Below are 25,369 nucleotides of genomic sequence, written 5' to 3' on the forward strand. Positions count from 1 at the left end.
CCCTTGACCAGGCGGTATATACGGAATTTATGCGCCGACGATCCGGCGGAGCCACCGTTGCGGGCATGTCGACCAACGAACTTCAGGGCAAGAAGGCACTCGTCACCGGCGCCACGTCGGGCATCGGCCGCGCGATCGCGGTCAAGCTCGCGGAGGCGGGTGCCACCGTCTACGGGACCGGGCGCAGGGCCGAACTGGGCAAGGAGACAGTCGAGCTGATCGAGCGGGCAGGCGGCACGGGCCACTTCGTCGTCGCGGACGTCGCGAACCTCGACGAGGTCCGCAGGCTCGCCGAGGAGGTCGGCGACGTGGACGTGCTCGTGAACAACGCGGGCGTCTTCCCGTTCTCGCCGACCCCTGAGCAGTCGCTCCACGAATACGAGAAGATATTCGACGTCAACGTCCGCGCGACCTATTTCCTGACGGCCGCGCTCGTGCCGGCCATGGTGGCGAGGAAGAAGGGCGCGATCGTCAACGTGTCGTCGATCGCCGGGCAGGTCGGCACCGCGGTGGGCTCCGTGTACAACGCCTCCAAGGCCGCGATGGACGCGCTGACCCGGTCGTGGGCCGTCGAGTTCGGCGCGGCGGGTGTGCGCGTCAACTCCGTGGCACCCGGTCCGATCCGTACCGACATGGCCGTCGACACGGTGGGCGAGATCTTCGAGGCGTTCAGCCAGAACACTCCGCTCACCCGGGCCGGCGAGCCCGAGGAGATCGCCGAGGCGGTGGCGTTCCTGGCCTCCGACAGGGCCGCGTACATCACCGGTGCGGTGCTCGCCGCCGACGGCGGCTACGTCGCGACCTGACGGTCGACCGGATCGGCGGCTCAGCCGTCGTAGACATCGTCGCCCTCGTCGTCTCGTCGCCCTCGTCGTCTCGTCGGCCCCCTCCCGGAACGTGCGGGAGGGGGCCGACGAACGTGCGGGAAGGCCGACGCCGCGTCGCAGGCTCCCTCGACCGATCGAGGGACGGAAAGCGATCAACCGAGGTCGGGCGAGTTCGATCACCATCCGATCGAATTCACACGGTTATGACCTGGCGTGATGTCCTCTCGATCCACTGGGTACTCATCGGGCGAGCACGGCTAGCGTGGGCGATGTGCGGCAGTTCGCCTTTGACTCCCGGCGCCCCGTGCCCGTACCCATCGACACCCATCGAGAGGAGGCGGCCGTGATGCCGGGCGGGAAGAGAAACGGCGGAGCCCTCACGACGGGCGGAGCGAGCGGCGACGCCCCCGCCCTTCCTCGCGCGACGCCGCTGTTGAAACGCCATTTCACCGGAGAGAACCTGCCCCAGGTGCGGGCCCAGGTCGAGGACACGGCCGCTGCGGCCGGCCTGGGCGGCGTACGGCTCGGCGAGTTCACCCTCGCGGTCAGCGAGATCGCGGCCAACGCGGTCGAGCACGCCGGCGGTCAGGGTCGCCTCGAACTGCGCCTGCTCCCACACGAGTTGGAGTGCCGCATCACCGACGACGGCCCCGGCTTCACCCCCGCCATCCCGGAACTCCCCGGCCTCACCGGCACCTGCCCCGGCCGCGGCCTCTGGCTCGCCCACCTGGTCACCGACCGCCTGACGGTCAGGACGGACACGACGGGGGCGGGGGCGGGGGCCGAGGTGACACTGGCTATGCGGCTGGGTTGAGTGCCGACAGGCCTCCTCCAGCCTGCGGACCGTGTGAACCGTGTGCACCACCGACGGTGGATACGGTCGGTCCATGCAGTGGATCACCCTGATCAGCACGATGGTCGGCGCGGCGATCGCCACGGGATCCGCCCTGCTCCTGGACCGTCAACGCTGGAAACGAGAGAGCTCGGAACGAGAGACGCAAGCGCGTCGCGCTCTGTACGGGGAGTACCTGGCCACCCTGTCCGAGGCCCGGCACGCGTGCGGGAACGTGGCCCGGGACCCCGACATGGAATCGCCGGCGCGCCGCACCACCGCCCGCCAGGCCTTCGGGCCGTGCATCGGGCTCAGGTACCAGATGACCATCAGTGCGCCCGGCCGCGTCGTGGACGCCTCTGAGGACGCCTTCCGCCGCCTGCGCGACCTCCGCGACCTCGTGATGGAGGGAGTACTCGCCGACGAGCCCGTGTACGTGGCGGGGCGCCTGGCCTACGACGACGCCCTTGCCGTACTCCGCAGGCGCATGCGAGGGGACCTGCACGTCGACGGGGCGGACGCCGGGCCCTGAGCTTGTGCCGCACGCCGGAACCCATCCGTCACTCGGCCTCCCCGGCAGGCCCGCCGAGGGTTCCTGCCGGGGATGCGACCGAGATACGGCCCTACGTCCAGGAGCCGGGCGCTACGCCCGCCCGATGATGTGTGCCGATCCGGGCGAGGCCTGGACCGACTGGCGGCAGTCGGGCGCTGCCGGAGGCGTCGGCTCACCGTCGAGCGCGCGGCACAGTGCGGCGTGCAGGTGTTCGGCCTCGGCGAGGGTGAGGGTCAGTTCGGTGTCCGTGGCGTGGCCGTCGGTGAGGGACAGGCGTAGGGGTACGGCGAGGCGATTGCAGCGGTTCGGCGTACGGGCCGACCCGGTGGGCGTTCGATGGTCCAGGTCATGGCGCCGTCTCCTTTCCGATGCGTGCGAGGCGGTACGCACCCCAGAGTCGCCGTCCGTCCTCGCAACCGTCCTGGGCCTTGGGCGTGCCCTTGCAGCCGACGCCGCACGTACGGGTGTGCTCGAACCGGCCGACGGTTCTGTACGTCGGTCACAGGCTCGCCTCCTCCGCCAACCGTGCTGCGGCGCGCGCGTGTTGGTGCACTTCGGGTGGAAGGAGGTAGAGGCCGACGAGGCGGCTGGTGATGTCGGCGGCGGTGATCGCGGGCAGTTGACCGGACGGCCAGAGGTGTGGGGCTCTGCGGCGGCGGGCGCTGGCGAGGATCGCGGCCCAGATCTCGGGGGATGCAGGGGGCGCGGGTGGACTTGCCGCAGGTTGCCAAGTCGCGACACAGGAGGTGCGGCTGGTTTCGGGTGGGCCGAAGGGCCGCGCCCTCACCCATGTGAGTACGCGTGTGACGAGGTGCATCGTCGGTCTCCTAGCAGGTCGGTCGAGCCACGCAGTCGTTCCGCGCTCGCCACGTCGTGCGTGCCCGGTCGGCTTGTCGCGTCACCGTCCAGGCAACCAGCAGCCGAAGAGCGACTGCGATGCAGGAGCAATGCAAGAACGATGAAAGTCGTCCGGGAGGGGGTGAATCGACGCCAAGGGCGGGGCAGACCTGACGTGGGAGCAGTACTGTCGCCGGATTCGTCGCCTCGGACCCCGCCCGGAGCCTGTATGGCTGATCGCCGCAAGATTCCCAACCCGCGACTGCGCGCAGTACGCGAGGGCGACTTCCAGATGTCGCGCCAGGAGTTCGCACACCTGATCGTCGCTACCGGCGAGGAGGTCGGGGAGGTGGTCGCCTGCAGTTCACGCCTGGTGGCAGCGTGGGAGGACGGCGAGGTCCGACTGCCGCGAGGGGTCTACCGACGCATCCTCACCCGGCTGACCGGGCGTACCATGCAGGACTTGGGATTCCGCCTCGAGGACTCGACACAGCGCGTCGCATCGCCTGTCGCAGTCACGGGGGCGACACGGCAAAGCCTGGTGGACCGCCGCGAATTCCTCACCGACAGTGCTGGGGCAGCGCTGTCACTCCTCCCCCTCGCCTTCGCCGACAGTCTCAAGAATCCCCAGGGGAGGATCGGGGAAGGTGACGTCCAGCGCCTCCACCGAACAGTCGCCACGATCTATGCGCACGATCACGACCACGGCTCCTCCGCCCGGCCGCGCGGTGACGCCGGTACAGCACTGGACACGGCCTACAACTGGCTGCAGAGCGGATCGTTCACCGAGACGACGGGGCGGAGGTTGCGCTCCACCAGCGGGCACCTGTCCATCGCCGCCGGGTGGCTCAGCTACGACTCCGGTCGTGCCGCTGACGCCCGCTCGCTCTACAGCGAAGCCCTGGCCGCCGCGAGGCTGGCGGACGACCCAGCTCTGGAAGGACATGCGTTCGGTTGCCTTTCCCTGCTCGCCAAGGCCAGCGGGCGACCCAGGGAAGCCGTATCCGCCGCTCAGGGCGCGCAGAACGCGGTCCGTACGTACGGCTCTGCCCGGATTCTCAGCCTTTTCTCGATGCGCGAAGCAGGTGGCTGGGCCCTCCTCGGCGACGCCGGAGCAGCAGATCGGGCCATTGTCCGCGCCCACGATCTCTACGCCAAGGGGCCTGCCGAGGCGGACCCGGACTGGCTGGAGTTCTACACCCCGGCCGAACTCGCCGGACTGGAGGCACTTGCCCGTGCCGACCTCGATCAGCACGAACGGGCTGCTGCCGGAGCCGAACAGGCCGTCATACTGCACGGCGACCGGTTCACCCGGAACAAGGCCCTGTACACAGCCGACGTCGCGGTCCAACACGCAGTGGGCAACCGGCCGGAGCCAGAGGCCGTGGCCGAAGCAGCCCAGCGAGTGCTCGCATATGTGCCCCAGGTACGTTCCGACCGTCTGCTCCAGCAGTTGCACACCGTCGAGAGCGCGCTCCAGCGGCACTCGAAACTACCTGCGGTCGCCGAGTGGCTGGAGGAGTACCGCACCATCGCTCGCACTGGCTGAGGAGGAGACGGTGAGCACCCCAAGCATGGACCGGCCGCCCCGCACCGAGGTGGTGATCCGGCCCTACGGCCCGGGTCAGGTCCCACCCCTGGTGGACGTCGTCGCCGACATCTGGGCCGACGCACACCCGGAGTTGGTCGACAAACCAGGTGCCGAAGCCCTCGGGCTTTCCGTCCCCGCGCTTCACCACCAGCTCTCCGGGCACCTCAAACACGCCGGCTTCACTCTGGTCGTCGCCTACGCCGCCGGCACGGCGGTCGGGTTCGGATACGCCTTCCCGTGTGACGCGGAGTACTGGTTCGGCGCAGACCTGATCGATCAAGTGCCCGAGGGCGCGCGGACCGAGCGGCTGATGGGACTGTGCGAACTCGCCGTACGTCCGCCCTGGCAGTCCCGGGGCATCGGCTCCCAACTCCACGCCGAACTCGTCAAGGCCATCGCTCCGGCCTGGTCGTCCCTCCTCGCTCTGCCCACCAACAGTCGCGGTCAGGACCTGTACAGCCGACTCGGCTACGAGTACGCGGGCCCGTACCGCAACACCCCTGACGGCCCCGAGTTCGACCTGCTGCTCCTGCACGTGGGACACGACTGGACCCATGACACTCGGTTCCGGCTCCAGAACCGGGGGGTCAAAATGAGGGTCCGAATACCTTCCTTGGGAGCGAATGTGACGGTGTATCTGGCCGAGGACGACGGGCGATGGGTCACACACTCCGGAGAAGCGGGGCACTACGGAACGGAATGGGGCCCTGCGGACCTGGAACGCGCCGCCGTCTTTCTGAGTGAAGTGGCTCCGCAGGCTCTGCATGTGTTCGAGTATCTGCTGCGCAACCCCGGCCGGAAGATCCACTGCACAGAACTCGTGGACAAGGCTCTGGGTGGAGCTGACGGTGTCGATCCGGCGCGCCGGATCGCGGGTGTGCTGTCCGGGATGAGCAAGGCCCATGACAACAGCGAACGGCGCTATCCGTTCGTGTGGTGGGAGGCCTCTCAGGGGCGTGCGGGTGCGACCTACGCGGTCAGGCCCTCGGTGGCGGCGGTGTTCCTGGCCGCTCGGCTCCGTCTGTGACACCAATGGGCTGCCGGCCTTGACCGCGCTGGGGAGCAGCATGTCCCCGCGAACTTGATGCAGGGAGGGTGTATGGAGCCATCGGAGCTCCGCCGCGCGGTCGATGTGGGACGGGTGACCGCTTCGGGCCTGGGACTTCAGGTCGACGACGTGGTCGTCGTCCACGACTCGGACCGCGTCGCGCTGCGTCTGACTCCTTGCGATGTGCTGGTTCGGATCGCGCCTGTGGGGCAGCTGGCCGATTCCGAGTTCGAAGTGGAGGTTGCTCGCCGTCTCACCGACGCCGGAGCGCCGGTGGCGGAGCTCGAGCCCAGGGTCGAGCCACGGGTCCATGTGCGTGAGGCCTTCGCCATCTCGCTCTGGACCTACTACGAACCGGTGGGACCGGAGATCGCTTCGGCCGACTACGCAGACGCGTTCCTGCGGCATCATGCCGCCCTGCGCCGGATCGCTCTGGACGCGCCGCATGTCACTGATCGAGTCGCCGCAGCGCTCAGAGAGGTGAACGACCGGGAGCGTTCCCCCGAGCTGCCCGATTCCGGCCGGGAACTCCTCAGCGACACACTCAGGGGGTTGAGTACCGCGATCAGCGTCGAGAAGGCCGGCGAACAGCTCCTGCACGGCGAGCCTCATCCGGGCAACATCCTCAACACGAGGCAAGGCCCGCTCTTCGTGGACCTCGCCACGTGTTGCCGTGGGCCGGTCGAGTTCGACCTCGCCCACGCGCCCGAGGACGTGGCGCAGCACTACCCAGGGGCCGACCATGACCTGATCCACCGGTGCCGCGCCCTGAACTGGGCGATGTTCTCGGCCTGGCGATGGCGCCGGGACGACCAGATGCCCGACCGGGGCCACTGGAGGGTTGAGGGCCTCAGCCGGCTTCGCGCCGCACTCGGTCGCTGCGGTTAAGGGTTCTCCCACGCCGTCGGCTCGGCCGCCAGGTCCTTGACCGGGCCGGGGAGCGCGCCGGACGCGAGGTCGGCCATGGTGACGCCCTCCAGGATGCGGCGGCCGTTGGCCCGCAGCGCGATCCACAGCGGCAGCAGCGGCTCTGCCGACCCGGTCTAGGTCAGACCGGTCGGCCGCTCCCCCGGACCGCGACCTCCGGTACCGCGCGTACGGCGTAGTCCGCCCGTGCCGAGATCCTCAAGGACACATGGTGGGCCACCGGACACCCGGTGGCCACGCGGCCCCTCAGCCGAGCCGGATCACATTCCACGACAGGGGTTCGAGGACGACGCTCAGCACGCCGTCCTCCAGCGACGCCCCCTCCACCGTCCGCGGAGCGACCCGCTCGGGCTCCGCCAGCGTGTTGCGCGCGTCCGGGTCCGCGTCGGCCAGCACGCTGTGCTCGACGACCCGGGTCAGGTCCAGCCCGTTCAGGGCGACTTCCAGCGGCAGCGCCGCCGTACGGCCCCGGTTGACCGCGAACACGGTCACCGACCCGTCCTCGGCCCGCACCGCCGTCGCGTGCAGCAGATCCGCCTCGCCGTACTTCTTCGTCTCGTACGTCGGCGAGTCCACCCGTACGTCGAGCACCTCGCCCCGCCCGTACTTGGAGGCCTGGGCGAACGGGAAGAACGTCGTCTGCCGCCAGGCCGGTCCGCCGGGCTCGGTCATGATCGGGGCGATGACGTTGACGAGTTGGGCGAGGCAGGCGACGGTGACCCGGTCGGCGTGCCGGAGGAGGGCGATGAGGAGGGAGCCGAAGACGACCGCGTCGGTGACGCTGTAGTTGTCCTCCAGCAGGCGGGGGGCCACCGCCCAGTCCCGTGCGCCGGAGTTCTCGATCGCGTGCCACTCCGAGATGTACCAGACGTTCCACTCGTCGAAGGAGAGATTGATCTTCTTCTTGGACTTGAGCTTCGCGCCCACGTGGTCGGCGGTGGCGACCACGTTCTCGATGAAGGACTCCATGTCGACCGCGGAGGCCAGGAAGGAGTCGATGTCGCCGTTCTCCGGCTGGTAGTAGGCGTGCAGGGAGATGTGGTCGACGAGGTCGTACGTCTCCGTCAGGACCGTCGCCTCCCACTCGGCGAACGTCGGCATGGACTGGCTGGAGGAGCCGCAGGCGACGAGTTCGACGTTCGGGTCGATCTGGCGCATCGCGCGAGCCGTCTCGGCGGCGACACGGCCGTACTCCGTCGCCGTCTTGTGGCCGGTCTGCCAGGGGCCGTCCATCTCGTTGCCGAGGCACCACAGCTTGATGCCGAAGGGGTCCTTGTCGCCGTGGGCGGCGCGGAGGTCGGAGAGGGCGGTGCCGGCGGGGTGGTTGGCGTACTCCTGGAGTTCGAGGGCCTCGGCGACGCCGCGGGTGCCGAGGTTGAGGGCCATCATCGGCTCGGCCTGGGGCCCGATCTTCTTCAGGAAGGCAATGTACTCGGACAGGCCGAAGCGGTTGGTCTCGGTGGAGCGCCAGGCGAGGTCGAGGCGGGTGGGGCGGTCCTCGGCGGGGCCGACGGAGTCCTCCCACTTGTAGCCGGAGACGAAGTTGCCGCCGGGGTAGCGGATGGTGGTGACGCCGAGTTCGCGGACCAGGTCCAGGACGTCGGTGCGCAGGCCCGCCTCGTCGGCGGCGGGGTGATCCGGTTCGAAGATGCCGGTGTAGACGCAGCGGCCGAGGTGTTCGACGAAAGAGCCGAAGAGGCGGGGGTTGACCTCGCCGACCTTGAAAGCGGGGTCGAGGGTGAAACGGGCGGTGCGGGTCATCGAGGGCGGCCCCTTCGGTGTTCGGTATTACGGATGGTGATCGTCGAGCCGAACGGGACGCTATGGTCGAAGGAGGGGCAAGTCAATGGGGCGGGGTGACTGCGCCGGGGGCTCCGCTGTCCGCCGGGGGAGCCCTGCGCCTCACCGTCTGCCGCGGTGGGCCCTGCGCCTCACCGTCCGCCGGGGTGGGCCCTGCGCCTCACCGTCCGCCGGGCGCGCCCGTCGGGCGGGGGCGGGTGGTTTGTGGTTGCTCGCGCAGTTCCCCGCGCCCCTGGTGGGGCTGCCCCTGCGCCCCTGGCGGACAGTGCAACCATCGTTCTGTCGAAATTCAACGATCGTTGGAAGTTGATGGTGCCGACGGTCGGGGCCACGTAGGGTCGGCGCGTGCCTTCGCTGCCCGATGCCCTTGCCGAGACCCTGACCCGACTCGACGTCCGCATCGCGGAGACCCGTGCCGACCGGGACCGACTGCTCGACGCGGCGGCCCTGGCGGACCGTACGGCCCTCGCCGAGGACGAGGTGCGGGCCCTGCTCGACGGGGGCGCGCGGGAGACGGACCGGGTCGACGACCGGGTGCGCCGACGGGTGCGGGCGGTGCACGAGGCGTATGTCGCGCGGAGCGGGAAGCGGGCCGGGGAGGTCGGCAGAGAGGTCGCGGAGCGGCTCTCGATCAGTCCCGAGTGGGCCCGGCAGCTGCTGCTCGGCAGAAAGATGCCGAACGTGCCCGATCTGACCGAACTCGCGGATTTCTTCGGGATCGAGGAGGGCGTCCGGTTCTTCACCGACCCGGCGGCGACCGTGCTGAACCGGGAGCTCGGCCGTGTCCTGGCGGGACTTGAGGAGGACGGGGACGCCGAGGGCCCGTTGGTCGATTTCGCCACCCGGCACGGGGTCGTCACGCTCGCGCTGCGCGGGCAACGGCTCACCCGTCGCCAGCAGGAGGCGCTCGCCGTCATGCTCGAAGGACTGCTCGGCATCGACGACGAGGAGACCCGGCGATGAGCCGGGGCGAACGCAGCGGAGCCGGTGGGCTGCGCGGAGTCCTCGGCAGGGTGCGGGGCGCGCTGGTGCCGTCGCGGTCCGCCGCCGAGATGCGGAAGCTGACGGCCGGACTCAGCAAGGCGGTGCGGAGCAGGCTCGACGCGCCCGTCGACGTACGGGAGTTGGGTGCGGCGCTCTGTGCGGAGATGAGCGCGCGGCGCGGCGGGCGGCCCGTGAACCTGCGGTTCGAGCGGTTCCCGGACGGGATCGGGGTGACCGGACTGTGGATGGAGTTCCCCGACTTCGACCTGGTGATCGTCGAGGAGCGGGCCGAGACCGTGCAGCAACTGGTCATCCTGGGACATGAGTTGTGGCACATGCACGCCGGGCACTGCCATCACCATCTGCCGGGGACGGACGCCGCGGCACTCGCGTCAGCGGAGCCGGGCGGAACAGGCAGGCCGGGCGGACCGGGCGGGCACGCGTCCGCCTTGCCGCCGCTCTCCCCCGAGTTGTCGGCCGCCCTGGGGCAGGGCGGTACCCCCATCGCGGCCCGCAACGGCTCGCACGAGTCGGACGAGCAGGAGGCCGAGGACTTCGGCCACCGGCTGGCGACCGCCTTCCGCTCCTGGGTGGACACCGGGCCGAGCGGATCGGCCGGGGCCGCCGGGCCGGCCGGCGCCGACGACCCCGTCGGGCGGGCCATCCAGGCCTCCCTGGGCTATCGCCGGCACGGGAGATGAGGGGGACGGCCGTGCCCGCGACAACCGGGACCCTCCACTCCACCGGCCCCGCCGACTTCTTCGGCGAGCTGTACATCTCGTTCTGGATCCCCACGGCCGTCCTGACCGCCGCCCTGGTGATCAAACTGCCCAGCATCGTCAAGCTCTGGCGGGACTCGCTGCTGCGCGCGGTCGGCGGACTGCTGCTGCTCGCCTGCTGCGTGTTCGTGTTCGCGGTGCCCTCGGTCATCGCCTGGACCAACCGGGTCGTGGGCGTGCCGAACGTCGCCGCGCCCTGGGTGTACTCCCTGATCACCGCGTTCTGCGCGTGCTGTCTGCTGATGATCGTCGCCTTGCGCAACGGCCCCGCCGACCGCTCCCCGGCGACCCGTCGGCTCACACGGTGGGTGGTCGCCGTCTACGCGGCGGTGATCGTCGTCCTGTGGGTGCTGTTCGCGCTGGCGGACGTCCCCCGCGAGCGGCTGCGCGACCTGGACACGTACTACGCCACCACGCCCTTCATGCGCGAGGAGATCCTGCTCTACCTCGTCGCGCACACGGCGGCCTGTCTGATCACCTACCGGCTGATCCGGAACTGGGTCCGCGCGGAGAGCCTGGACGTGTGGCTGCGCGGCGGTCTGCAGGCGCTGGTCCTGGGCTGCGCTCTCAACCTGGTGTTCGACGCCGCGAAGCTCACGGCGGTGGTCGCGCGCTGGACCGGGCACGACCTGGACTGGCTGAGCACGGACGTGGCGCCGCCGGCCGCCGCCCTGGCGGCCATCTGCATAGCGGTGGGCTTCATCCTGCCGCACAGCGGTCAGTATCTGCAGGACCGCTGGCGGGTGCGCACCAGCCATCGGCGGCTGCGGCCGCTGTATCTGCTGACCCGGACCGTCGACGACTCCCGCGTCCCCTTCGCGCTGCGCGCCACACCGGAGTTGCGGCTCACCCGCCGGGAGACGTTCATCCGGGACGCCCTGCTCCGGCTCACCCGTCACCTCGACGAGGATCTGCGGCGCCGCGCGTACGACGCAGCGCTGGACCTCGGGCACGAGGCCGACCGGGCGAAGGCCCTCGCGGCCGCCGTGGCGATCCAGGACGCGGTGGCGACGCGGCGGAGGTCGCCGGAGAGCCGCGTGACGGCCACGCTCGTCACGGGCCCGCTGGTCTTCCCCGGCCTCGGCACCGGCACGGGCTCGGCCGGGGGCTCAGGTGGGGGCTCAGGATCGGGTGTGGGTGTGGGTGCGGGTTCGGGTGCGGGTGACACGACGGGGGCGCCCGCGCGGACGGCCTACCCCGCGTTCACGGTCTCCTCCGATCCCACCGATCTGCTGAAGGACATCGAGGCCGTGTCACTGGCGCTGCGCGAGCCGACCGAGATCGAGGCCGTACGGGCACTCGCCGCCTCCCCGGCCAGGAGCGGCTCACCCGCGCAGGAGTGAGCCACTGGCGTCGAGGACCCGGCCCGTGGGCTCAGCCGGCGAACGGAGGCTGGGCGAGGCCCTTGCCCGCGCCCGGGATCACCAGCAGGGAGCCCGAGAGGGGGTGCGGGGTGTCCGTTCCCGTACGGGCCGTGGTGACGTAGAGATCGGTGAGGTCGGGGCCGGCGAAGGCACAGGCCGTGGGGCGGGGGGTGGGCAGGGTGATGACGCGGTCGAGGGTGCCGGCCGGGGTGTAGCGGCGGACCGCGCTCCCTTCCCAGAGGGCGACCCAGACACAGCCCTCGGCGTCGACGGTGAGGCCGTCGGGGAAGCCGCCGCCGTCCTCGATGGTGACGAACGGGCGCCGGTCGACGGGCAGGGGGACGCCGTCACCGGTCTCCACGTAGTCGAAGACGTCGATCCGGCGGGTCGGCGAGTCGATGTAGTACATGAGCCGGCCGTCCGGGCTCCAGCCCGTGCCGTTGCTCACGGCGACGTCGTCGAGGACGGTCGTGGTGAGGCCCTCGGCGGTGAAGCGGGCCAGGGTGCCGCCGCCCGGGGCCTCGTCGTAGCGCATGGTGCCGGCGAAGAGGGAGCCGTCGGGGGCGACGGCGGCGTCGTTGGCGCGTCGGCCGGGGACCGGCTCGTGGTGCAGCCACCGGAAGGTGCCGTCGGGGTCGGTCAGGCCGACGCCGTCCCGCAGGTTCAGCACGAGGCCGCCGCCGACGCGGGGCTTGACCGCGCCGACGTGCTGCTCGGTGGCGAGGACCGAGCGGCGGCCGGAGGCCGGGTCGTAGGTGTGGACCCGGGAGCCGAGGATGTCGATCCAGATCAGGCGCTGGGCGGCGGGGTCCCAGGTGGGGCCCTCACCGAGGGCCGCGTACTCGCGGACCGCGACCTCGTACCCCGATTGACTTGCGTGACTCGTGTGACTCGGGTGGGCGCTCATGCCACGCTCCGGTGGCCGAGGCGCTCGGACAGTTCCGCGGCACCCTTGGCGGCGAGCTGCTCCAGCTCGATCCGGCGCTCTTCGCTCCAGCGGATCATGGGGACGGAGATGGAGAGCGCGGCGACGACCTTGCCCGCGCGGTCGCGGACCGGCGCGGCGACGCAGGAGACGTCCGGGTTGGACTCGCGGTTCTCCACGGCGAGACCCCGCTCACGGATCCGGGCCAGGGCCTCGCGCAGAGCGGCCGGGTCGGTGATGCTGTTGGGGGTCATGGCGAGCAGGTCGGCGTCGTCCGGGATGCGGGCGTTCAGCTCGGCCTCGGGAAGGGAGGCGAGGAGCATCTTGCCGACGGAGGTGCAGTGCGCCGGGAGGCGGCGGCCCGCGGCGGAGACCATGCGCACGGCGTGCGTGGAGTCGACCTTGGCGATGTAGATGACGTCGGTGTACTCCAGGATCGCCACGTGCACCGTCTCGTCGCAGGTCTCGGCGACGGACCGGGCCACCTGCTGGCCCTCGGCGGCGAGGTCCAGCTGCTCGGCGTAGCGGCTGCCGAGCTGGTACGGGCGGACGCCGAGGCGGTAGCGGCCGGGCTGGCCCTGCACCTGGACGATGTAGCCGCGGGCGGCGAGCGTGGTGACCAGCTCGTGCACCGTGGTGCGGGGCAGCTGGAGTCTGCGCACGATGTCGGGGGCGGACAGCGTGCCGTCCCCGTCCAGGAAGAGCTCCAATATGTCGAGCGCCCGGGTCACGGCAGGTACGAGGCGTCCCACGGCCGGCCCCCTTCCTCTGTCAGTCGGTTCGTGTCTGCGGCGGAGTGTTCGAAATTTCAACGGTCGATCGGCATGACGAACACAGGCTAGTCATAGTGCGTTGACCGGGCAATAACCGCGGACGATCGAGCGAGGGGGAGGGGCGGGGGTGCGGCCGGGGGTACGTCGTCGGGTGCGGGTGAGTGGGGGTTGCTCGCGCAGTTCCCCGCGCCCCTGAAAAGCCGGGGCTGCGCCCCGTGCTTTTCAGGCCCGCAGGGCCTGTCTTTCAGGGGCGCGGGAAACTGCGCGAGAAGCCCCACCGAGCCCGCACCCCCGAGCCATCAGGCGCCCCCGCTCACCTCCGCCCGCGCGGATCCCCCAGCTCCCCCCGCAACCTCTGCGCCCGAAGCACCAGCTCCAGCTCGAAGCGGCGGTCGGGATCATCGATCTCGTCACCCCAGAGCTCACGTATCTGCCGAAGGCGATACCGTACGGTTTGCGGATGCACACCAAGCCGCGTAGCGATCTCCGGGGCCCCGCCCCGGGTCTCCAGCCACGCCAGCAACGTCTCCGCGAGCCGGCGGCCGTGCGTGGGACCGCAGTGCGCCAGCGGCGCCAGGCACCGCAGCGCGAGGTCGTCGATCAGCTCCTCGGGCTGGAGGAGGACGAGGGCCTCGGTGTGCTCGGTGCAGTGCAGCACCTCGCCGGCGGGCAGCAGCCGGCGTTCCATCAACCGCACCGCCGCCTCCGCCCAACGCAGCGACTTCGCGGCGTCGGCCAGCGGCACCGGCGGGCCGATCGCGCCGGACCAGCCGGTCAGCGCGCGGTGCAGCAGCTCGGGGCGGCCGGCCGCATCCGGTTCGGGGACGACCATGCGCGGCTGCTCGTACTCCATGTCGAGCAGGACGCTCTGGCCGACGGCGGGCGCCATGGCCTCGCGGGCCGGGCGTAACAGGACCCCGACCGCGACCTTCTCCGGGAGGCTCCAGCCGATCCGGGCCGCGCGTTCGGCGAGCGCGTCGGCCGGGTCACCCCGATGGTGCTCGGCGAGCAGCAACTCCATCAACCGGCGTTGCAGTCGCAGACGCTCGCCCGCCTGCCGGGCCGCCGCCTCCGCGTAGCCGCGCACCGACTGGTCCACCAGGCCGTCCAGATACTCGTACCCGGCGTCGACGAGCTCGTACATCGCGGGCGGCGGGATCTGTACGCGCTGGCCGATCTCCGCGAAGCGCCGCCAGGCGAGGCGTACGCCGAGGCGGTAGATCGCCTGGAGCGAGTCGAGGCTGCGGCCGTGCAGGCCCTCGCCGCGACCGAACTCCTGGAAGACGCCGGGAGGGACGCGCGGGCGGCCCTCGGCGGTCTCCAGGTGCTGCACGAAGACCTCGATCGCGCGGCGGATGCCGATGAGGGCCATCGGTTCGCCGGAGTCGTCGAGGACGACGGGCAGATGCGGGTACTCGCGGCGGATCTCGCCCAGGATCTCCTCGGCGAGGGCGGGGGCCTCGGCCATGGCGATCGCGGCGAACTCGCGCACCTGGAGCCTCGGCACGTCGTGCCAGGCGGAGCGGACGGTGACGGTTCCCGGGGTTCCGGTCACCCCTCAGCGCTCCCGACCGGCGTTCTCATAGGTGATGAGTGGCGTGTTCGGCTGGTCCGGCGTCGCGTCGAGCAGCGCGACGACGCCGAGCGCGGCCCCCACGGCGAGAGCGGCGGCGGCCGCCATGGTCAGCACGGCGGCGAGCAGTCTGGACATCGCAGGGCAGCCTCTCGGTCGACAGGTCGTCCCCACCCAGGGCACCCCGCACGCGCACGTCGACGGGACCGACGGGCGGTCCCACGGCCGACACCCCGTCCAGGCCGTCGGCTCCGGCCCAGTGTCAGCAATGCATTGACACTGCGTCAAGACTCCGCCTACGGTTCCCGGCCCATACGCAACCCGTCGGTAGCACGATGCGCAGCCCATGCCCCGCCCTCTGCTCCGCCCCCTCTCCGCACGCGCACGTTCCCCGGGCGTGGCCTCCGCCCCGCGCCTGCCCGAGCCGCACCTCCCAACGCCAACTGGAGTGCCCGGATGCGCCGTACAGCCTCACCATCGTCCCTGGTCCTGCTGGGCCTCGGCACCTTCCTGCTGGTACTCGCGCCGCTGCTCGCGTGGTACGTGCAGCCGCGGGCCGCCGTGAATCCGATCGACATCGACACGACCGCCGTCTACACCGGCACGGGCAGCGTGTTCGACGTGGAGCAGGTGAAGACCGTGCCGGACCAGAAGATCACCGTGACCCAGCGGGTACGCGGCGATGTGGCCGAAAGCGAGCGCAGCGGGGCCGCGGTGTGGGACGTGATCACCTCGGTCGACACCGACAAGTCACTGCCGGCGGCCGACCCGCACGACGCGCTGGACTTCACCCCGCACCGCTGGGTCAGCGACCGGAAGACCAACCGGCCGGTGCACTGCTGCGACGAGAAGCCGTACATCGAGGGCGAGGCGTACCTGAAGTTCCCCTTCGACGTGCAGGAACGCTCCTACCGCTGGTGGGACAACACCCTCGGCGCGACGGTGACCCTCCACTACGAGGGCCGGAAGAAGATCCGGGGCTACGAGGGGCTGCGCTTCACGGCGAAGGTTCCGGCCACCAGGACCGGCACGCGGCTGGTCCCCGGCGCCCTCGTCGACGAGCCGAGCCGGCCGCAGGTGCTCGCCGAGGAGTGGTACGCCAACCACGGTCTCGAACTCGTCGTCGACCAGAGCACGGGCCGTGTGCTCTACGCGCAGACCGGGCCGCGCCGGACCCTGCGGGCACCCGGCGGCGACGAGGACGCGGCGGTGCTGCTCGACAGCCGGAAGCTCGCGTTCACCCCGGCGACGCAGAAGTTCGCGGTGGACCAGGCGGAGAAGGACAGCGGACTGCTGCGACTGGTGGGGCGCACGGTGCCGATCGGTACCGCTGTGCTCGGTTTCGTCCTCGCCGCGACGGGTGCCGTTTTGGTCGTCCGCGGCAGGCGGCGCCCCGATACGCCCGAGTCGCCCCAGGCTCCGATCACGATGTGACAGGGCGTCAGTTCAATAAACCCCGGAAATTGTCACGCCGGTGAGTAGCAGCTTCGTACCGCTGGGCGAAAACTGTCCAACCCACCCGAGCACAGCCCACCCACATCCCGCGTACAAGCAACATCCCGCCTACAAGCCCCGCCCCGCGAACAAGCGACGTCCGACATCTCCACCGGACAAGAGACCCGCCCGACCCGCCCGACCCATCCGGACCCCCCGCCCACCGGAACATCCCCCACAGCGAACGTCCTTCTCCCCGCTGAGTTCCGCACCCCGAGACGAGTTGGAGCACCCATGCCCCAGCACGTGCCGTTCTCGCTGGTCGAGGTGTTTCCGCGCCTGGACCAGCACCGTTCGGCAGGCTCCCCACAGCCGCGCCGGATCGTCTTTCTCGCCCGCCGTGACCTCGGCAATCCAGCGGCGGGGGGCTCCGAGCTCCTCGTCGACCGGCTCGCCGACGGACTGACCAGACTCGGCCACCAGGTCACCCTGCTGTGCGGCGGCCCCGCCGCCTACCGCGGCTACCGGGTCGTCTCCGCCGGGGGCGACCTGAGCCACCATCTGCGCGCCCGGTCGACCTTCGCCCGTCAGGTCGGCGACTGCGACCTCCTCGTCGAGGTCTGCAACGGCATGCCCTACCTCGCGCCGCTCTGGCACCACGGGCCGACGATGTGCCTGGTCAACCATGTGCACACGGATCTGTGGAAGCAGCGGTTCGGCGGCCCGCTGGCGCCCGCCGCCCGGCTCGGCCGAAGACTGGAACACTGGTCGCTGACGGCCGCGCAACGCCGGAACCTGCTGGTCGCCGTCTCCTCGTCCACGGCCACCGCGCTCCGCTCGATCGGCGTGGAGCGGGAGCGGATACGGGTCGTGCACAACGGCGTCGAGGAACCCGGGCCGCGTGCCGACCGCTCGCCCGAACCGCTGTTCGTGGCGGTGGGCAGGCTGGTCGAGTACAAGCGGATCGACCTGCTGCTGCGGCTCTGGGAACGGGTGCGGCCGGTCACGGGCGGACGGCTCGTGATCGTCGGCGACGGACCCGAACGGGCGCGGCTGGAGGCGATGGCCGGAGCCGGTGTCGAGTTCGCCGGACACGTCACCGAGGAGGAGAAGCACCGGTTGCTGTGCGCGGCCTGGCTGCTGCTGCATCCGTCGTCGGTGGAGGGGTGGGGGCTGGTCGTCACGGAGGCCGCCGTGCGGGAGACCCCCTCGGTCGCCTTCGACGTGCCCGGGCTGCGGGACTCCGTGGTGGACGGGCAGACCGGGGTGCTCGCCCGGGGGGAGTCGTCGTTCGCGGCGGCCTGGTGCGCGCTGGCGCTGTCGACCGATCGGCGGGTGCTGATGGGGAAGGCGGCGCGGGAGCGCGCCGCGCATTTTCGGTGGGATCGCACGGTGCGGCAGTTCAGGGCGGTGGCCTCCGAGGCGGTGAGGGGTTGGGCCCCGTGAAGGCGGAAGGCGGCGCCAAATGGGTTGCGTCGACCGGCCGTTGGCGACTGCGGAGTCGTCGTGGCTGGTCGGGCGGTTCCCCGCGCCCCTATCGGGGCGCGGCAGTCGAGCGACCTTTCAAGGACCCCTCCTTTCGGCGCTCCCTCACCCTCTTCCGGGCCTTCATGCGGGAGCAGGACGATCCCGAGTACTGCTACTCCCTGCTCGCCCGGGATGCCGTCGACCAGGTGGAGGCGTACGGCGGGAGGGCCGTCGACGGGCTCACCGTGGTCGATGTCGGCGGTGGGAGCGGGTACTTCACCGAGGAGTTCCGGCGGCGCGGCGCGCAGGCGTATCTCTTCGAGCCGGATCTGCGGGAGCTGGGGACGAAGCCGCCCGACGGGGCGGTCGTCGCCGACGGGTATCTGCTGCCGCTGGCCGACGGGGTCGCGGACGTCACCTTCACCTCCAACGTGCTGGAGCACGTCGCCGATCCGCCGACCTTCGTCAGCGAGCTCGTCCGGGTCACCCGGCCCGGCGGGCTGATCTACGTGTCGTTCACGAACTGGCTGTCCCCGTGGGGCGGTCACGAGTGGGCGCCCTGGCACTACCTGGGGGCGGAGCGGGCACGGGCCCGCTATCGGCGCCGTACGGGTAAGGACGCCAAGCACACCCTCGGCGAGAACCTCTTCGCCGTGCACATCGGACGCACTCTGCGGCAGGTGCGCGGCCGGGACGACGTGACGGTCGTGTCGGCGCGCTCCCGCTACTGGCCGTTCCTCGCGGAGACCGTCGTGAAGGCGCCGGGCCTGCGTGAGTTCGCCACCTGGAACCTTCTCCTCATCCTCCGGCGGTGTCCACCATGACGAGCACGGTCCAGGCTCCACCTCCCGCGCCGGTACGGCCGCCGGGCACGACCGAGGGGCCCCCTCCCGGGGGACCTCGGTCGCGGCGCTGGCTGCTGGGGTTCTGGGCCGTGGTGTTCGTGCTGCTGGTCGCGGCGCAGCCGGGGCGGCAGACCTTCGACACCAAGCTCGGGGTCACCACCGATCCCTGGCAGTTCGTCTCCGACCTGGGCCAGTTGTGGCACGACCGGGGCGGGTTCGGCGGGATCCAGGACCAGTACGTCGGTTACCTGTGGCCGATGCTGCCGTACTACGGGCTGACCGATGTGGTCGGCCTGCCGGTGTGGCTGGCGGAGCGGCTGTGGCTGTCGCTCATCGTGTCGGTGGCCTTCTGGGGTGCGCTGCGGCTGGCCGAACGGCTGGATGTCGGCAGTTCCGCGTCCCGTCTCCTGGCCGCCGGCGCCTATGCGCTGTGGCCGGTGTTCACCACGGTCGTGGGGTCGACCTCGGCCGCCGCGCTGCCCGGGGCCTTCCTGCCGTGGGTTCTGCTGCCGCTGACGGACGAGCGGTACAGCCCACGGGTGGCGGCGCTGCGGTCGGCGCTGGTCATCCCCTTCATGGGCGGCGTCAACGCCTCGGCGACCCTGGCCTCGCTGCTGCCCGTCGGCCTGTATCTGCTCACCCGGACACCGGGGCCCAGACAGCGCGGGCTCATCGCCTGGTGGGTGCCGGGGGTGATCCTGGCGACCGCCTGGTGGGTGGTGCCGTTGCTGCTGCTCGGCTTCTACGGGGAGAACTTCCTTCCGTACGTCGAGAGTTCGCAGACCACGACGGCCACGATGTCCGCCACCGAGGCGCTGCGGGGTGCCGGGAACTGGGTGGCGTATCTGAACTTCGGTGAGCCCTGGCTGCCGGCCGGCTGGTCGGTCGCCGCCTCCGTGCTGGTGATCCTGTCGTCGGCGCTGGCGGCCGGGCTGGGTCTGGCCGGGCTCGCCCGGCGGGACATGCCGGAGCGGCGCTGGCTGGTGCTGACCGTGCTGGTGGTCGCGCTGGTCACGCTCGCCGGGTACGGCGGCGCCTTCGGGGCGCCGTTCCACGGGGTGGTGCAGGACTGGCTGAACGGGGGCCTCGCGCCCTTCCGGAACATCTACAAGTTCCAGACCGGGCTGGCGCTGGCGCTGGTGCTCGGGCTAGCGCACCTCGTGGGAGTGGCCACGCAGGCGCGCGGGGCCCGCCCGGTGCGGGGGCGGCGGTTCGCACCTCTGGTCGCGACCGTGCTCGTCGTACCCGGTCTGCTGTGGCCGTACCTCAACGGGACCGTGCTGCAGCCCGGTTCGTTCCAGGAGCTGCCCAAGTACTGGCAGGCGACCGCCGATTGGCTGGAGAAGTACTCACCGGACTCGCGGGCACTGGTGGTGCCGGCCACCGCGCACGGCATCCACACCTGGGGCACCACCGTCGACCAGCCCCTGGACGTGCTCGCCGAGTCCCGCTGGGCGCAGCGCGACTACGTGCCGTTCGGCACCCCCGGCAACCGGCGCGCGATGGACGCGGTCGAGCAGGCTCTGCTGACGGGCGCCGAAGTGCCCGGTCTCGCGGACTACTTGAGCCGGGCGGGCCTGTACTACGTCGTCGTCCGCAACGACCTGGACCCCGACCAGATCGGTGCCGTGCCGACCACGACCGTGAAGCGGACCCTGGAGCAGTCGGGGTACGAGCGGGTCACCGGGCTCGGGCCGGTCATGACCGGCGGGCGGATCGCCGAGGGCACCCCGCTCCAGGTCGAGGGCCTGTACGCGCGGCAGCGGGCCGTGGAGATCTACCGGCCCGCCGAGGACGTGCCGCGTCCCGGGCAGGCCGGGCTGAAGGCGATCGCGGACACCGCCGTCGTCTCCGGCGGCCCTGAGTCGCTGCTGCCGCTGGCCGCCGACCCGGAGCTGCGCGACCGGGCCACCGTGCTGACCGGCGACAACCATCCCGGTCTCGGCACCCCGGCCGTCCAGGTGGTCGGGGACGGGCTGCGCCGGGCGGACACCCGGTTCGGCCTGGTCAACGCCAACACGTCGTACACGTACACGGCGGACGAGCGGAACCCGAGCGGGAGCGTGCAGGACGCCGGTGAGCAGCCGAAGCAGATCCTGCCGGTGTCGGGGCTCGACCGTCAGACGGTGGCCGAGCTGCGCGGCGCCAAGTCCGTGACCGCCTCGACCAGCGGCAACTGGCTGTTCCACCTGCCGCAGTACGACCCGGTGAACGCCTTCGACGGCGACCGGGACACCGCCTGGGCGGAGGGCGCGGCCGGTTCGGCGAACGGGCAGTGGCTGCGGATCGACTTCGAGGAGGCCCAGGACATCCCGGAGACCTTCGAGGTCACCCCGCTGCCGCAGGACGGGGTGCGGTCGGCGCCGACCCGGATCAAGGTGGAGACCGAGCGGGGCTCACGCTCCACCAACCTCCAGGCCGACGGATCCACCCAGAGCGTCAACGCCCGCCCCGGCGAGACACGTTGGCTGAAGATCACGATTCTCGACTCGGCGGAGCGGCACACCGGCCTGGTCGGCGCGGGCTTCGCCGAGGTCGACATCCCGGGCGTCAAGGTCACCCGCATGCTGCGGCTGCCGACCGACGCCCAGGCCGCCGAGGGCACGGCCGCCTCCGCCGAGGTGGTCTCGCTCCAGCGGGCCGCCGACCCGACGGGCCTCTCCCCCACGGGCACCGAGCCCGGCCTGCACCGCACCTTCGCCACCGGCACGGCGGGGACGTACGAGCTGAAGGCGACGGCCGTGCCCGTGCCGGGTGACGAGCTGGACAAGCTGCTGTACGAGGTCGCCCCCGACCAGCAGACCCGGATGACCGCGACGGCCGACTCCACCGCCTCGCTCGGGGCAGGACTGTCACCCCGTAACCTCACCGACGGCGACCTGACCACGGCGTGGATCGCGGGCGACGAGCCGACGATCCATCTGAGCTGGAAGGACAAGTGGCCGGTCGGCTCGCTCGTCCTGGCCCCGGCGGGCGGGCTGTCGGCCCGGCCCACCCAGGTCGAGATCAGCTCCCCGGACGGCGCGGTCGTCGCCGGGGTCGACGAGAACGGCTGGGTGCGCTTCGACCCGATCAACACCGACCAGCTCGACATCACCGTCACCGAGACGGCCCCGATGACCGTCCACAACCCCGTCGCCGACGACGACCTGCAACTCCCGGTCGGGCTCACCGAGGCCTACGTCCCGGCCCTCGACCAGTACCGCACCCCGCAGCCCGCCCCGACCCGCGACTTCGAGCTGCCGTGCGGCGAGGGACCGACGCTCGACGTCGACGGGACCCTGTACGAGACGAGCGCGCGGGTGACCGTACGGGACCTGGTGGAGCGCCGCCCGGTCGACCTGACGCTCTGCCAGAACAGCCGCGCAGGCGGCGGGTTGGAGCTCGACGCCGCCGACCGGCACACCTTCGAGTCCGAGGACACGGGCGCGCTGGCCGTCACGACCGTCACGCTCACCCGGGGCACGGTCACCGAACCGGCCTCCGCCGGACGGGAGTTGGACATCAAGGACTGGCTCGGCGACCGCCGCGCGGTCTCGGTCGGCGACGGTGCGGCCTCCTACCTGACGACGTACGAGAACTTCAACGACGGGTGGAAGGCCACGCTGAACGGCCGCGAGCTGACCCCGGTCAGGCTCGACGGCTGGCAGCAGGGCTGGCGCGTCCCCGGCGGCGCGGGCGGCACGGTCAAGCTGTCGTACGAGCCGTCCGTGACGTACGAGGCGGGGCTGATCGGGGCGGGGGTCGGCCTCGCGGCCCTCGTCGGGCTGGCCCTCTGGCGCCGGCGGGAGCCCAACCCGGACGCACCGCAGCCGACGCCGCCGGGCCCCGGCCTCTGGCTCGGCACGGTCGCGCTCACCCTCGTCGGCATCGTCATCGCGGGCTTCTTCGCCCTCCTCGTGCCGCTGCTGGCCCTGCTCGCCTGGAAACGGCACACCCTGCTTGTGCCGATCGCCTTCCTGGCGCTGGCGGGTGCGGGGATCGCGGCCGCGTTCGGGGCGGGCGAGCCGGTGGCGGCCGACACGGGCGCGTTCGGTCCGGTGGCCCAACTCCTCGCCCTCATCGGCCTGTTCGCGGCGCTGGTGAGTGTGGGCGCGGATGTCGCGACCGCGCCGGAACGGCCCGGCGCCACGCGGGAGTTCGAGCGTCCGCCGGGGGCGGAGGCGGCGACGGAGCCGTTGCCGCAGCGGCGAAGGATCGGCAAGACGCTGAACGGCGGGCCGGCCGGCGAAGGGGGCGGCGCGGAAAGCGGAGGCGGAGGCGGCGGACCCGTCGCGAGCCCGACGATCTCCGCACGCGGCCCTGCCGCCCTGCAGGGAGACCCCGACACCCCGACCCGTCGCATCCCCTTCACGAAGCGGAGGCCGAGCACGACACCGGCGGAGGACGGGGACGGCGGGGGTGCCGGCGGTGCGGGAAAGGGGGAGCCGGGATGACGGCGTTGGACCGGCCCGCACGGGACGAGGCCGCGCCGGGGCCCGTGCGGATCCCCTTCCCGGTGGTGGACGAGGTGTCCCGCCACTGCCTCCAGGAAGCGGAGCCCGAGACCGTCCACATCGAGGTCCACCTCCCGGGCCGGCTCGACCCCGACCGCCTCCGCACCGCCTTCCTCGCCGCGCTCCACCGCCACCCCCGCATCCTCATGCGCGAGGCCCCGGGCCCCTGGTACCGGCGCCGCTACGAGTGGGAGCTGACGGAGGAGCCGGAGGTCGAGGTGGTGACCTTCCTGCCGGCCGGACCGCACGCGTTGCGGGACGCCCGGACCAGGGCCCTGATGGAGGCACCCCCGCTGACCCTCTCCCCACCGATCCGCCTGGAGGTGGTGGAGGGCGCGGGCCCAGCAGTGGGCAGCGAGGCGTCGGACGCGGTAGGCCTGGCCACGGGCAGTCACGCCCCGACATCCCCCCGCCCACCCGGGGCCGCCTCCCTCGCCCACTCAGCTGCGGGCAATCGTGCCGCTGGGGCGATGGGGGTCCCCCCGCTCGAGCGAAGCCGAGAGTGGGGGAGGGCGGGCGCAGCGGCACCTCGCGCCGCCGAGCAGCGGACCCGACCTCCGGCCGACACCACCCCCGGGCACCCCGAAAACTCCGGCACCGACACCGCCCCCACCTCCACCCCCAGCGGCACAAAAGACCCCGGCACCGTCCTCTTCCTCACCATCAACCACACCGCCCTGGACGGCCCCGCCTGCCTCCGTATCCTCGCCACCGCCGCGCAGCTCTACGGCGGACAGGACAACGCCCCCACCGCCCCACCCGTCCGCCCCACCCCCGCCCAGGACGAACCACCCCAGGCCGAGACGACGCCCCCCTCCAACTGGGCCCGCCCCGCCCGCGTGGCCCCCGGCGCCCCCGAACCCTCCCCCGGCAACGGCCTGCTCGTCACCGAGCTGCCCGTCCCCCGCCGCCCCAAGTCCGCCCCCTACACCGTGAACGACCAGCTCATGGTCACCACGGCCCTGATGCTCGCCCACTGGAACCGGGAGCACGGCGCCCACCCCCGCCCCCTGCGCATCACCATGCCGGTGGACGACCGCCCCAGGGACACGGACATGCCGATAGGCAACGGCACCCGCCTGGTCGAAGTCACCTTCTCCCCTGATGAGTTGAGCCGGAACCACACCCCGCTCGCCACTCTCCTGCGCCGCACGGCGGACCGCACCCGCGCCCTGAAGTCCCTCCCGTGCCCCCAACTGGGCCACGGCGCATCTCTGTTGACGGCGCCGGTGGTCCCCGTGTCCTGGCGCGCCGCCCTCACCAAGGGCCTGCGCCGGGCCGCCGCGCCCTGGACGTCCACCACCCTGCTCAGCAACATCGGCCGCGTCCCGTACGCGCTGGACTTCGGCGAGGAGGCGGGGCGCGCCCACGCGGTCTGGTTCTCGGCCCCCGCCCGTATGCCGCGCGGCCTCACCGTCACGACCGCCTCCACGGCGGGCCGCCTCCACCTGGCCCTGCGCTGGTCCCGGTCCCTGCTCAGCCACGGCGACGGCGCCCACCTCCGCGACCTCTTCGAGCACTACCTGCACGCGACGGAAGAGGACATCGAGTGATGCCGACCACCTCACCCACCACCACGACAACAGCGCACCGGGTCAAGGGACTTCGCGACTTCTACGAGGACCCGTCCGTCCCGGTCGCCTCCGGCACCCCCCGCAGCCTCGCCCAGGCCCGCATGCTGGCGGCCGCCCTGGGCCCGGCGGCCCGTACCGGCCCCCGCACGATCCTCGACATCGGCTGCGGCGACGGCACGGCCGCGGCCACCGCCGCGCCCCTCCTCCCGGGTCACCGCATCATCGGCGTCGACTGGTCCCAGGACGCCCTCCGCCGCGCCCGCACCCGCGTCCCGTACGCGATCCGGGGCGAACTGGCCGACGGCGGCCTGCCGTTGCGTTCGGAGTCCGCCGACGCCGTCCTGTTCAGCGAGGTCATCGAGCACCTCGTCGACCCGGACGCGGCCCTCGACGAGATCCGCCGCGTCCTGCGACCGGGCGGCCATCTGATGCTGTCGACCCCCAACCTGGCCGCCTGGTACAACCGCGCCCTGCTCCTCGCGGGCGTGCAGCCGGTGTTCTCCGAGGTGAGCCTGCGCGGCATCCACGGCCGCCCGGGGACGGAGGTCGTGGGCCATCTGCGGCTCTACACCGCCCGCGCGCTCAGGGAGTTCGTGGCCGCGTCCGGATTCGAGGTGGTCCGGCTGCGCGGGGCGCCCTTCCACGGCGTACCGCGTCCGCTGCGTCCACTGGACCGGCTGGCCTGCGCGGCCCCTTCGGCGGCGTCGATCCTGCTGCTGCACGCGCGAAGGACGTAGGCG

21 protein-coding genes and 1 pseudogene are annotated in these 25,369 nt (G+C 71.8%); 15 read left to right on the top strand and 7 right to left on the bottom strand.

The window, feature by feature from the left end; all coding sequences use genetic code 11:
• Positions 1–65: 65 nt before the first annotated feature.
• The 3 genes from GWK25_RS33055 to GWK25_RS33065 all read left to right on the top strand — a co-directional run bounded on the left by GWK25_RS33055 (position 66) and on the right by GWK25_RS33065 (position 2,191).
• The gene (locus GWK25_RS33055; protein WP_215455231.1) at positions 66–806 is read left to right on the top strand and encodes an SDR family NAD(P)-dependent oxidoreductase; all 741 of its coding nucleotides are present in this window, start codon (positions 66–68) and stop codon (positions 804–806) included.
• A gap of 325 nt (positions 807–1,131) precedes the next feature.
• Entirely contained in the window at positions 1,132–1,641 is a 510-nt protein-coding gene (locus GWK25_RS33060; RefSeq protein ID WP_308404372.1) for an ATP-binding protein, read from the top strand.
• A 73-nt stretch (positions 1,642–1,714) separates the two neighbouring features.
• Positions 1,715–2,191: a hypothetical protein gene (locus tag GWK25_RS33065; RefSeq protein ID WP_215455232.1), complete on the top strand. Its 477-nt coding sequence runs from the start codon at positions 1,715–1,717 to the stop codon at positions 2,189–2,191.
• A 111-nt stretch (positions 2,192–2,302) separates the two neighbouring features.
• Here the strand turns inward: GWK25_RS33065 and GWK25_RS33070 are convergent, their stop codons facing one another.
• Positions 2,303–2,602: a hypothetical protein gene (locus GWK25_RS33070; protein WP_251829142.1), complete on the bottom strand. Its 300-nt coding sequence runs from the start codon at positions 2,600–2,602 to the stop codon at positions 2,303–2,305.
• Positions 2,603–3,278: 676 nt separating this feature from the next.
• Here GWK25_RS33070 and GWK25_RS33075 point away from each other — a divergent pair.
• The 3 genes from GWK25_RS33075 to GWK25_RS33090 all read left to right on the top strand — a co-directional run bounded on the left by GWK25_RS33075 (position 3,279) and on the right by GWK25_RS33090 (position 6,576).
• Positions 3,279–4,598 carry a hypothetical protein gene (locus tag GWK25_RS33075; protein WP_215455233.1) on the top strand — a complete coding sequence of 440 codons (1,320 nt, stop codon included), beginning with the start codon at positions 3,279–3,281 and terminating at the stop codon, positions 4,596–4,598.
• Positions 4,599–4,608: 10 nt separating this feature from the next.
• A complete protein-coding gene (locus tag GWK25_RS43945; protein ID WP_308404373.1) occupies positions 4,609–5,667 on the top strand; it encodes a GNAT family N-acetyltransferase in 1,059 nt (352 codons plus the stop codon).
• Between the two features lie 72 nt (positions 5,668–5,739).
• Positions 5,740–6,576, top strand: coding sequence for a phosphotransferase (locus GWK25_RS33090; protein ID WP_215455234.1), 837 nt, complete (start codon positions 5,740–5,742; stop codon positions 6,574–6,576).
• Here the strand turns inward: GWK25_RS33090 and GWK25_RS43950 are convergent.
• Both GWK25_RS43950 and GWK25_RS33095 read right to left on the bottom strand, forming a co-directional pair.
• Positions 6,573–6,758, bottom strand: a pseudogene (locus GWK25_RS43950) (transcriptional regulator); the annotation flags it as partial. The gene GWK25_RS33090 and the pseudogene GWK25_RS43950 overlap by 4 nt on opposite strands.
• Before the next feature lie 103 nt (positions 6,759–6,861).
• Entirely contained in the window at positions 6,862–8,376 is a 1,515-nt protein-coding gene (locus tag GWK25_RS33095; protein ID WP_215455235.1) for an alpha-N-arabinofuranosidase, read from the bottom strand.
• 384 nt (positions 8,377–8,760) lie between these two features.
• Here GWK25_RS33095 and GWK25_RS33100 point away from each other — a divergent pair, with 384 nt between their 5' ends.
• The 3 genes from GWK25_RS33100 to GWK25_RS33110 are packed head-to-tail and all read left to right on the top strand — an operon-like array spanning position 8,761 to position 11,521.
• A complete protein-coding gene (locus GWK25_RS33100) occupies positions 8,761–9,378 on the top strand; it encodes a transcriptional regulator (protein WP_215455236.1) in 618 nt (205 codons plus the stop codon).
• Positions 9,375–10,100 carry a toxin-antitoxin system, toxin component gene (locus tag GWK25_RS33105; protein ID WP_251829143.1) on the top strand — a complete coding sequence of 242 codons (726 nt, stop codon included), beginning with the start codon at positions 9,375–9,377 and terminating at the stop codon, positions 10,098–10,100. Before GWK25_RS33100 ends, GWK25_RS33105 begins: the two co-directional genes overlap by 4 nt.
• Entirely contained in the window at positions 10,097–11,521 is a 1,425-nt protein-coding gene (locus GWK25_RS33110; protein WP_215455237.1) for an MAB_1171c family putative transporter, read from the top strand. The genes GWK25_RS33105 and GWK25_RS33110 overlap by 4 nt, the downstream gene beginning before the upstream one ends.
• A 31-nt stretch (positions 11,522–11,552) precedes the next feature.
• On the opposite strand, the gene GWK25_RS33115 is transcribed toward GWK25_RS33110, so the two are convergent.
• The 4 genes from GWK25_RS33115 to GWK25_RS33130 all read right to left on the bottom strand — a co-directional run bounded on the left by GWK25_RS33115 (position 11,553) and on the right by GWK25_RS33130 (position 14,951).
• Complete coding sequence (locus tag GWK25_RS33115; RefSeq protein WP_215455238.1) at positions 11,553–12,449, bottom strand: SMP-30/gluconolactonase/LRE family protein; 897 nt, start codon at positions 12,447–12,449, stop codon at positions 11,553–11,555.
• A complete protein-coding gene (locus GWK25_RS33120) occupies positions 12,446–13,219 on the bottom strand; it encodes an IclR family transcriptional regulator (protein WP_215455239.1) in 774 nt (257 codons plus the stop codon). Before GWK25_RS33120 ends, GWK25_RS33115 begins: the two co-directional genes overlap by 4 nt.
• A 334-nt stretch (positions 13,220–13,553) precedes the next feature.
• On the bottom strand, positions 13,554–14,795 hold the full coding sequence (locus GWK25_RS33125) for a helix-turn-helix domain-containing protein (RefSeq protein ID WP_215455240.1): 1,242 nt from the start codon (positions 14,793–14,795) through the stop codon (positions 13,554–13,556).
• Between the two features lie 3 nt (positions 14,796–14,798).
• Positions 14,799–14,951, bottom strand: a complete 153-nt coding sequence (locus GWK25_RS33130; RefSeq protein WP_184894552.1) for a hypothetical protein — start codon at positions 14,949–14,951, stop codon at positions 14,799–14,801.
• Positions 14,952–15,269: 318 nt separating this feature from the next.
• On the opposite strand from GWK25_RS33130, the gene GWK25_RS33135 reads away from it, so the two are divergent.
• The 6 genes from GWK25_RS33135 to GWK25_RS33160 all read left to right on the top strand — a co-directional run bounded on the left by GWK25_RS33135 (position 15,270) and on the right by GWK25_RS33160 (position 25,366).
• The gene (locus GWK25_RS33135; RefSeq protein ID WP_215455241.1) at positions 15,270–16,247 is read left to right on the top strand and encodes a DUF3068 domain-containing protein; all 978 of its coding nucleotides are present in this window, start codon (positions 15,270–15,272) and stop codon (positions 16,245–16,247) included.
• Between the two features lie 294 nt (positions 16,248–16,541).
• On the top strand, positions 16,542–17,693 hold the full coding sequence (locus GWK25_RS33140; protein ID WP_215455242.1) for a glycosyltransferase family 4 protein: 1,152 nt from the start codon (positions 16,542–16,544) through the stop codon (positions 17,691–17,693).
• 164 nt (positions 17,694–17,857) lie between these two features.
• Positions 17,858–18,538, top strand: a complete 681-nt coding sequence (locus tag GWK25_RS33145; protein WP_215455243.1) for a bifunctional 2-polyprenyl-6-hydroxyphenol methylase/3-demethylubiquinol 3-O-methyltransferase UbiG — start codon at positions 17,858–17,860, stop codon at positions 18,536–18,538.
• Entirely contained in the window at positions 18,535–22,995 is a 4,461-nt protein-coding gene (locus GWK25_RS33150) for an alpha-(1->3)-arabinofuranosyltransferase (protein ID WP_215457778.1), read from the top strand. Before GWK25_RS33145 ends, GWK25_RS33150 begins: the two co-directional genes overlap by 4 nt.
• Positions 22,992–24,608, top strand: coding sequence for a condensation protein (locus GWK25_RS33155; RefSeq protein ID WP_215455244.1), 1,617 nt, complete (start codon positions 22,992–22,994; stop codon positions 24,606–24,608). Before GWK25_RS33150 ends, GWK25_RS33155 begins: the two co-directional genes overlap by 4 nt.
• The gene (locus GWK25_RS33160) at positions 24,608–25,366 is read left to right on the top strand and encodes a bifunctional 2-polyprenyl-6-hydroxyphenol methylase/3-demethylubiquinol 3-O-methyltransferase UbiG (RefSeq protein ID WP_215455245.1); all 759 of its coding nucleotides are present in this window, start codon (positions 24,608–24,610) and stop codon (positions 25,364–25,366) included. The genes GWK25_RS33155 and GWK25_RS33160 overlap by 1 nt, the downstream gene beginning before the upstream one ends.
• Positions 25,367–25,369 lie beyond the last annotated feature (3 nt).

It is taken from the genome of Streptomyces sp. ATCC 21386 (assembly GCF_018728545.1).
Classification (GTDB): domain Bacteria; phylum Actinomycetota; class Actinomycetes; order Streptomycetales; family Streptomycetaceae; genus Streptomyces.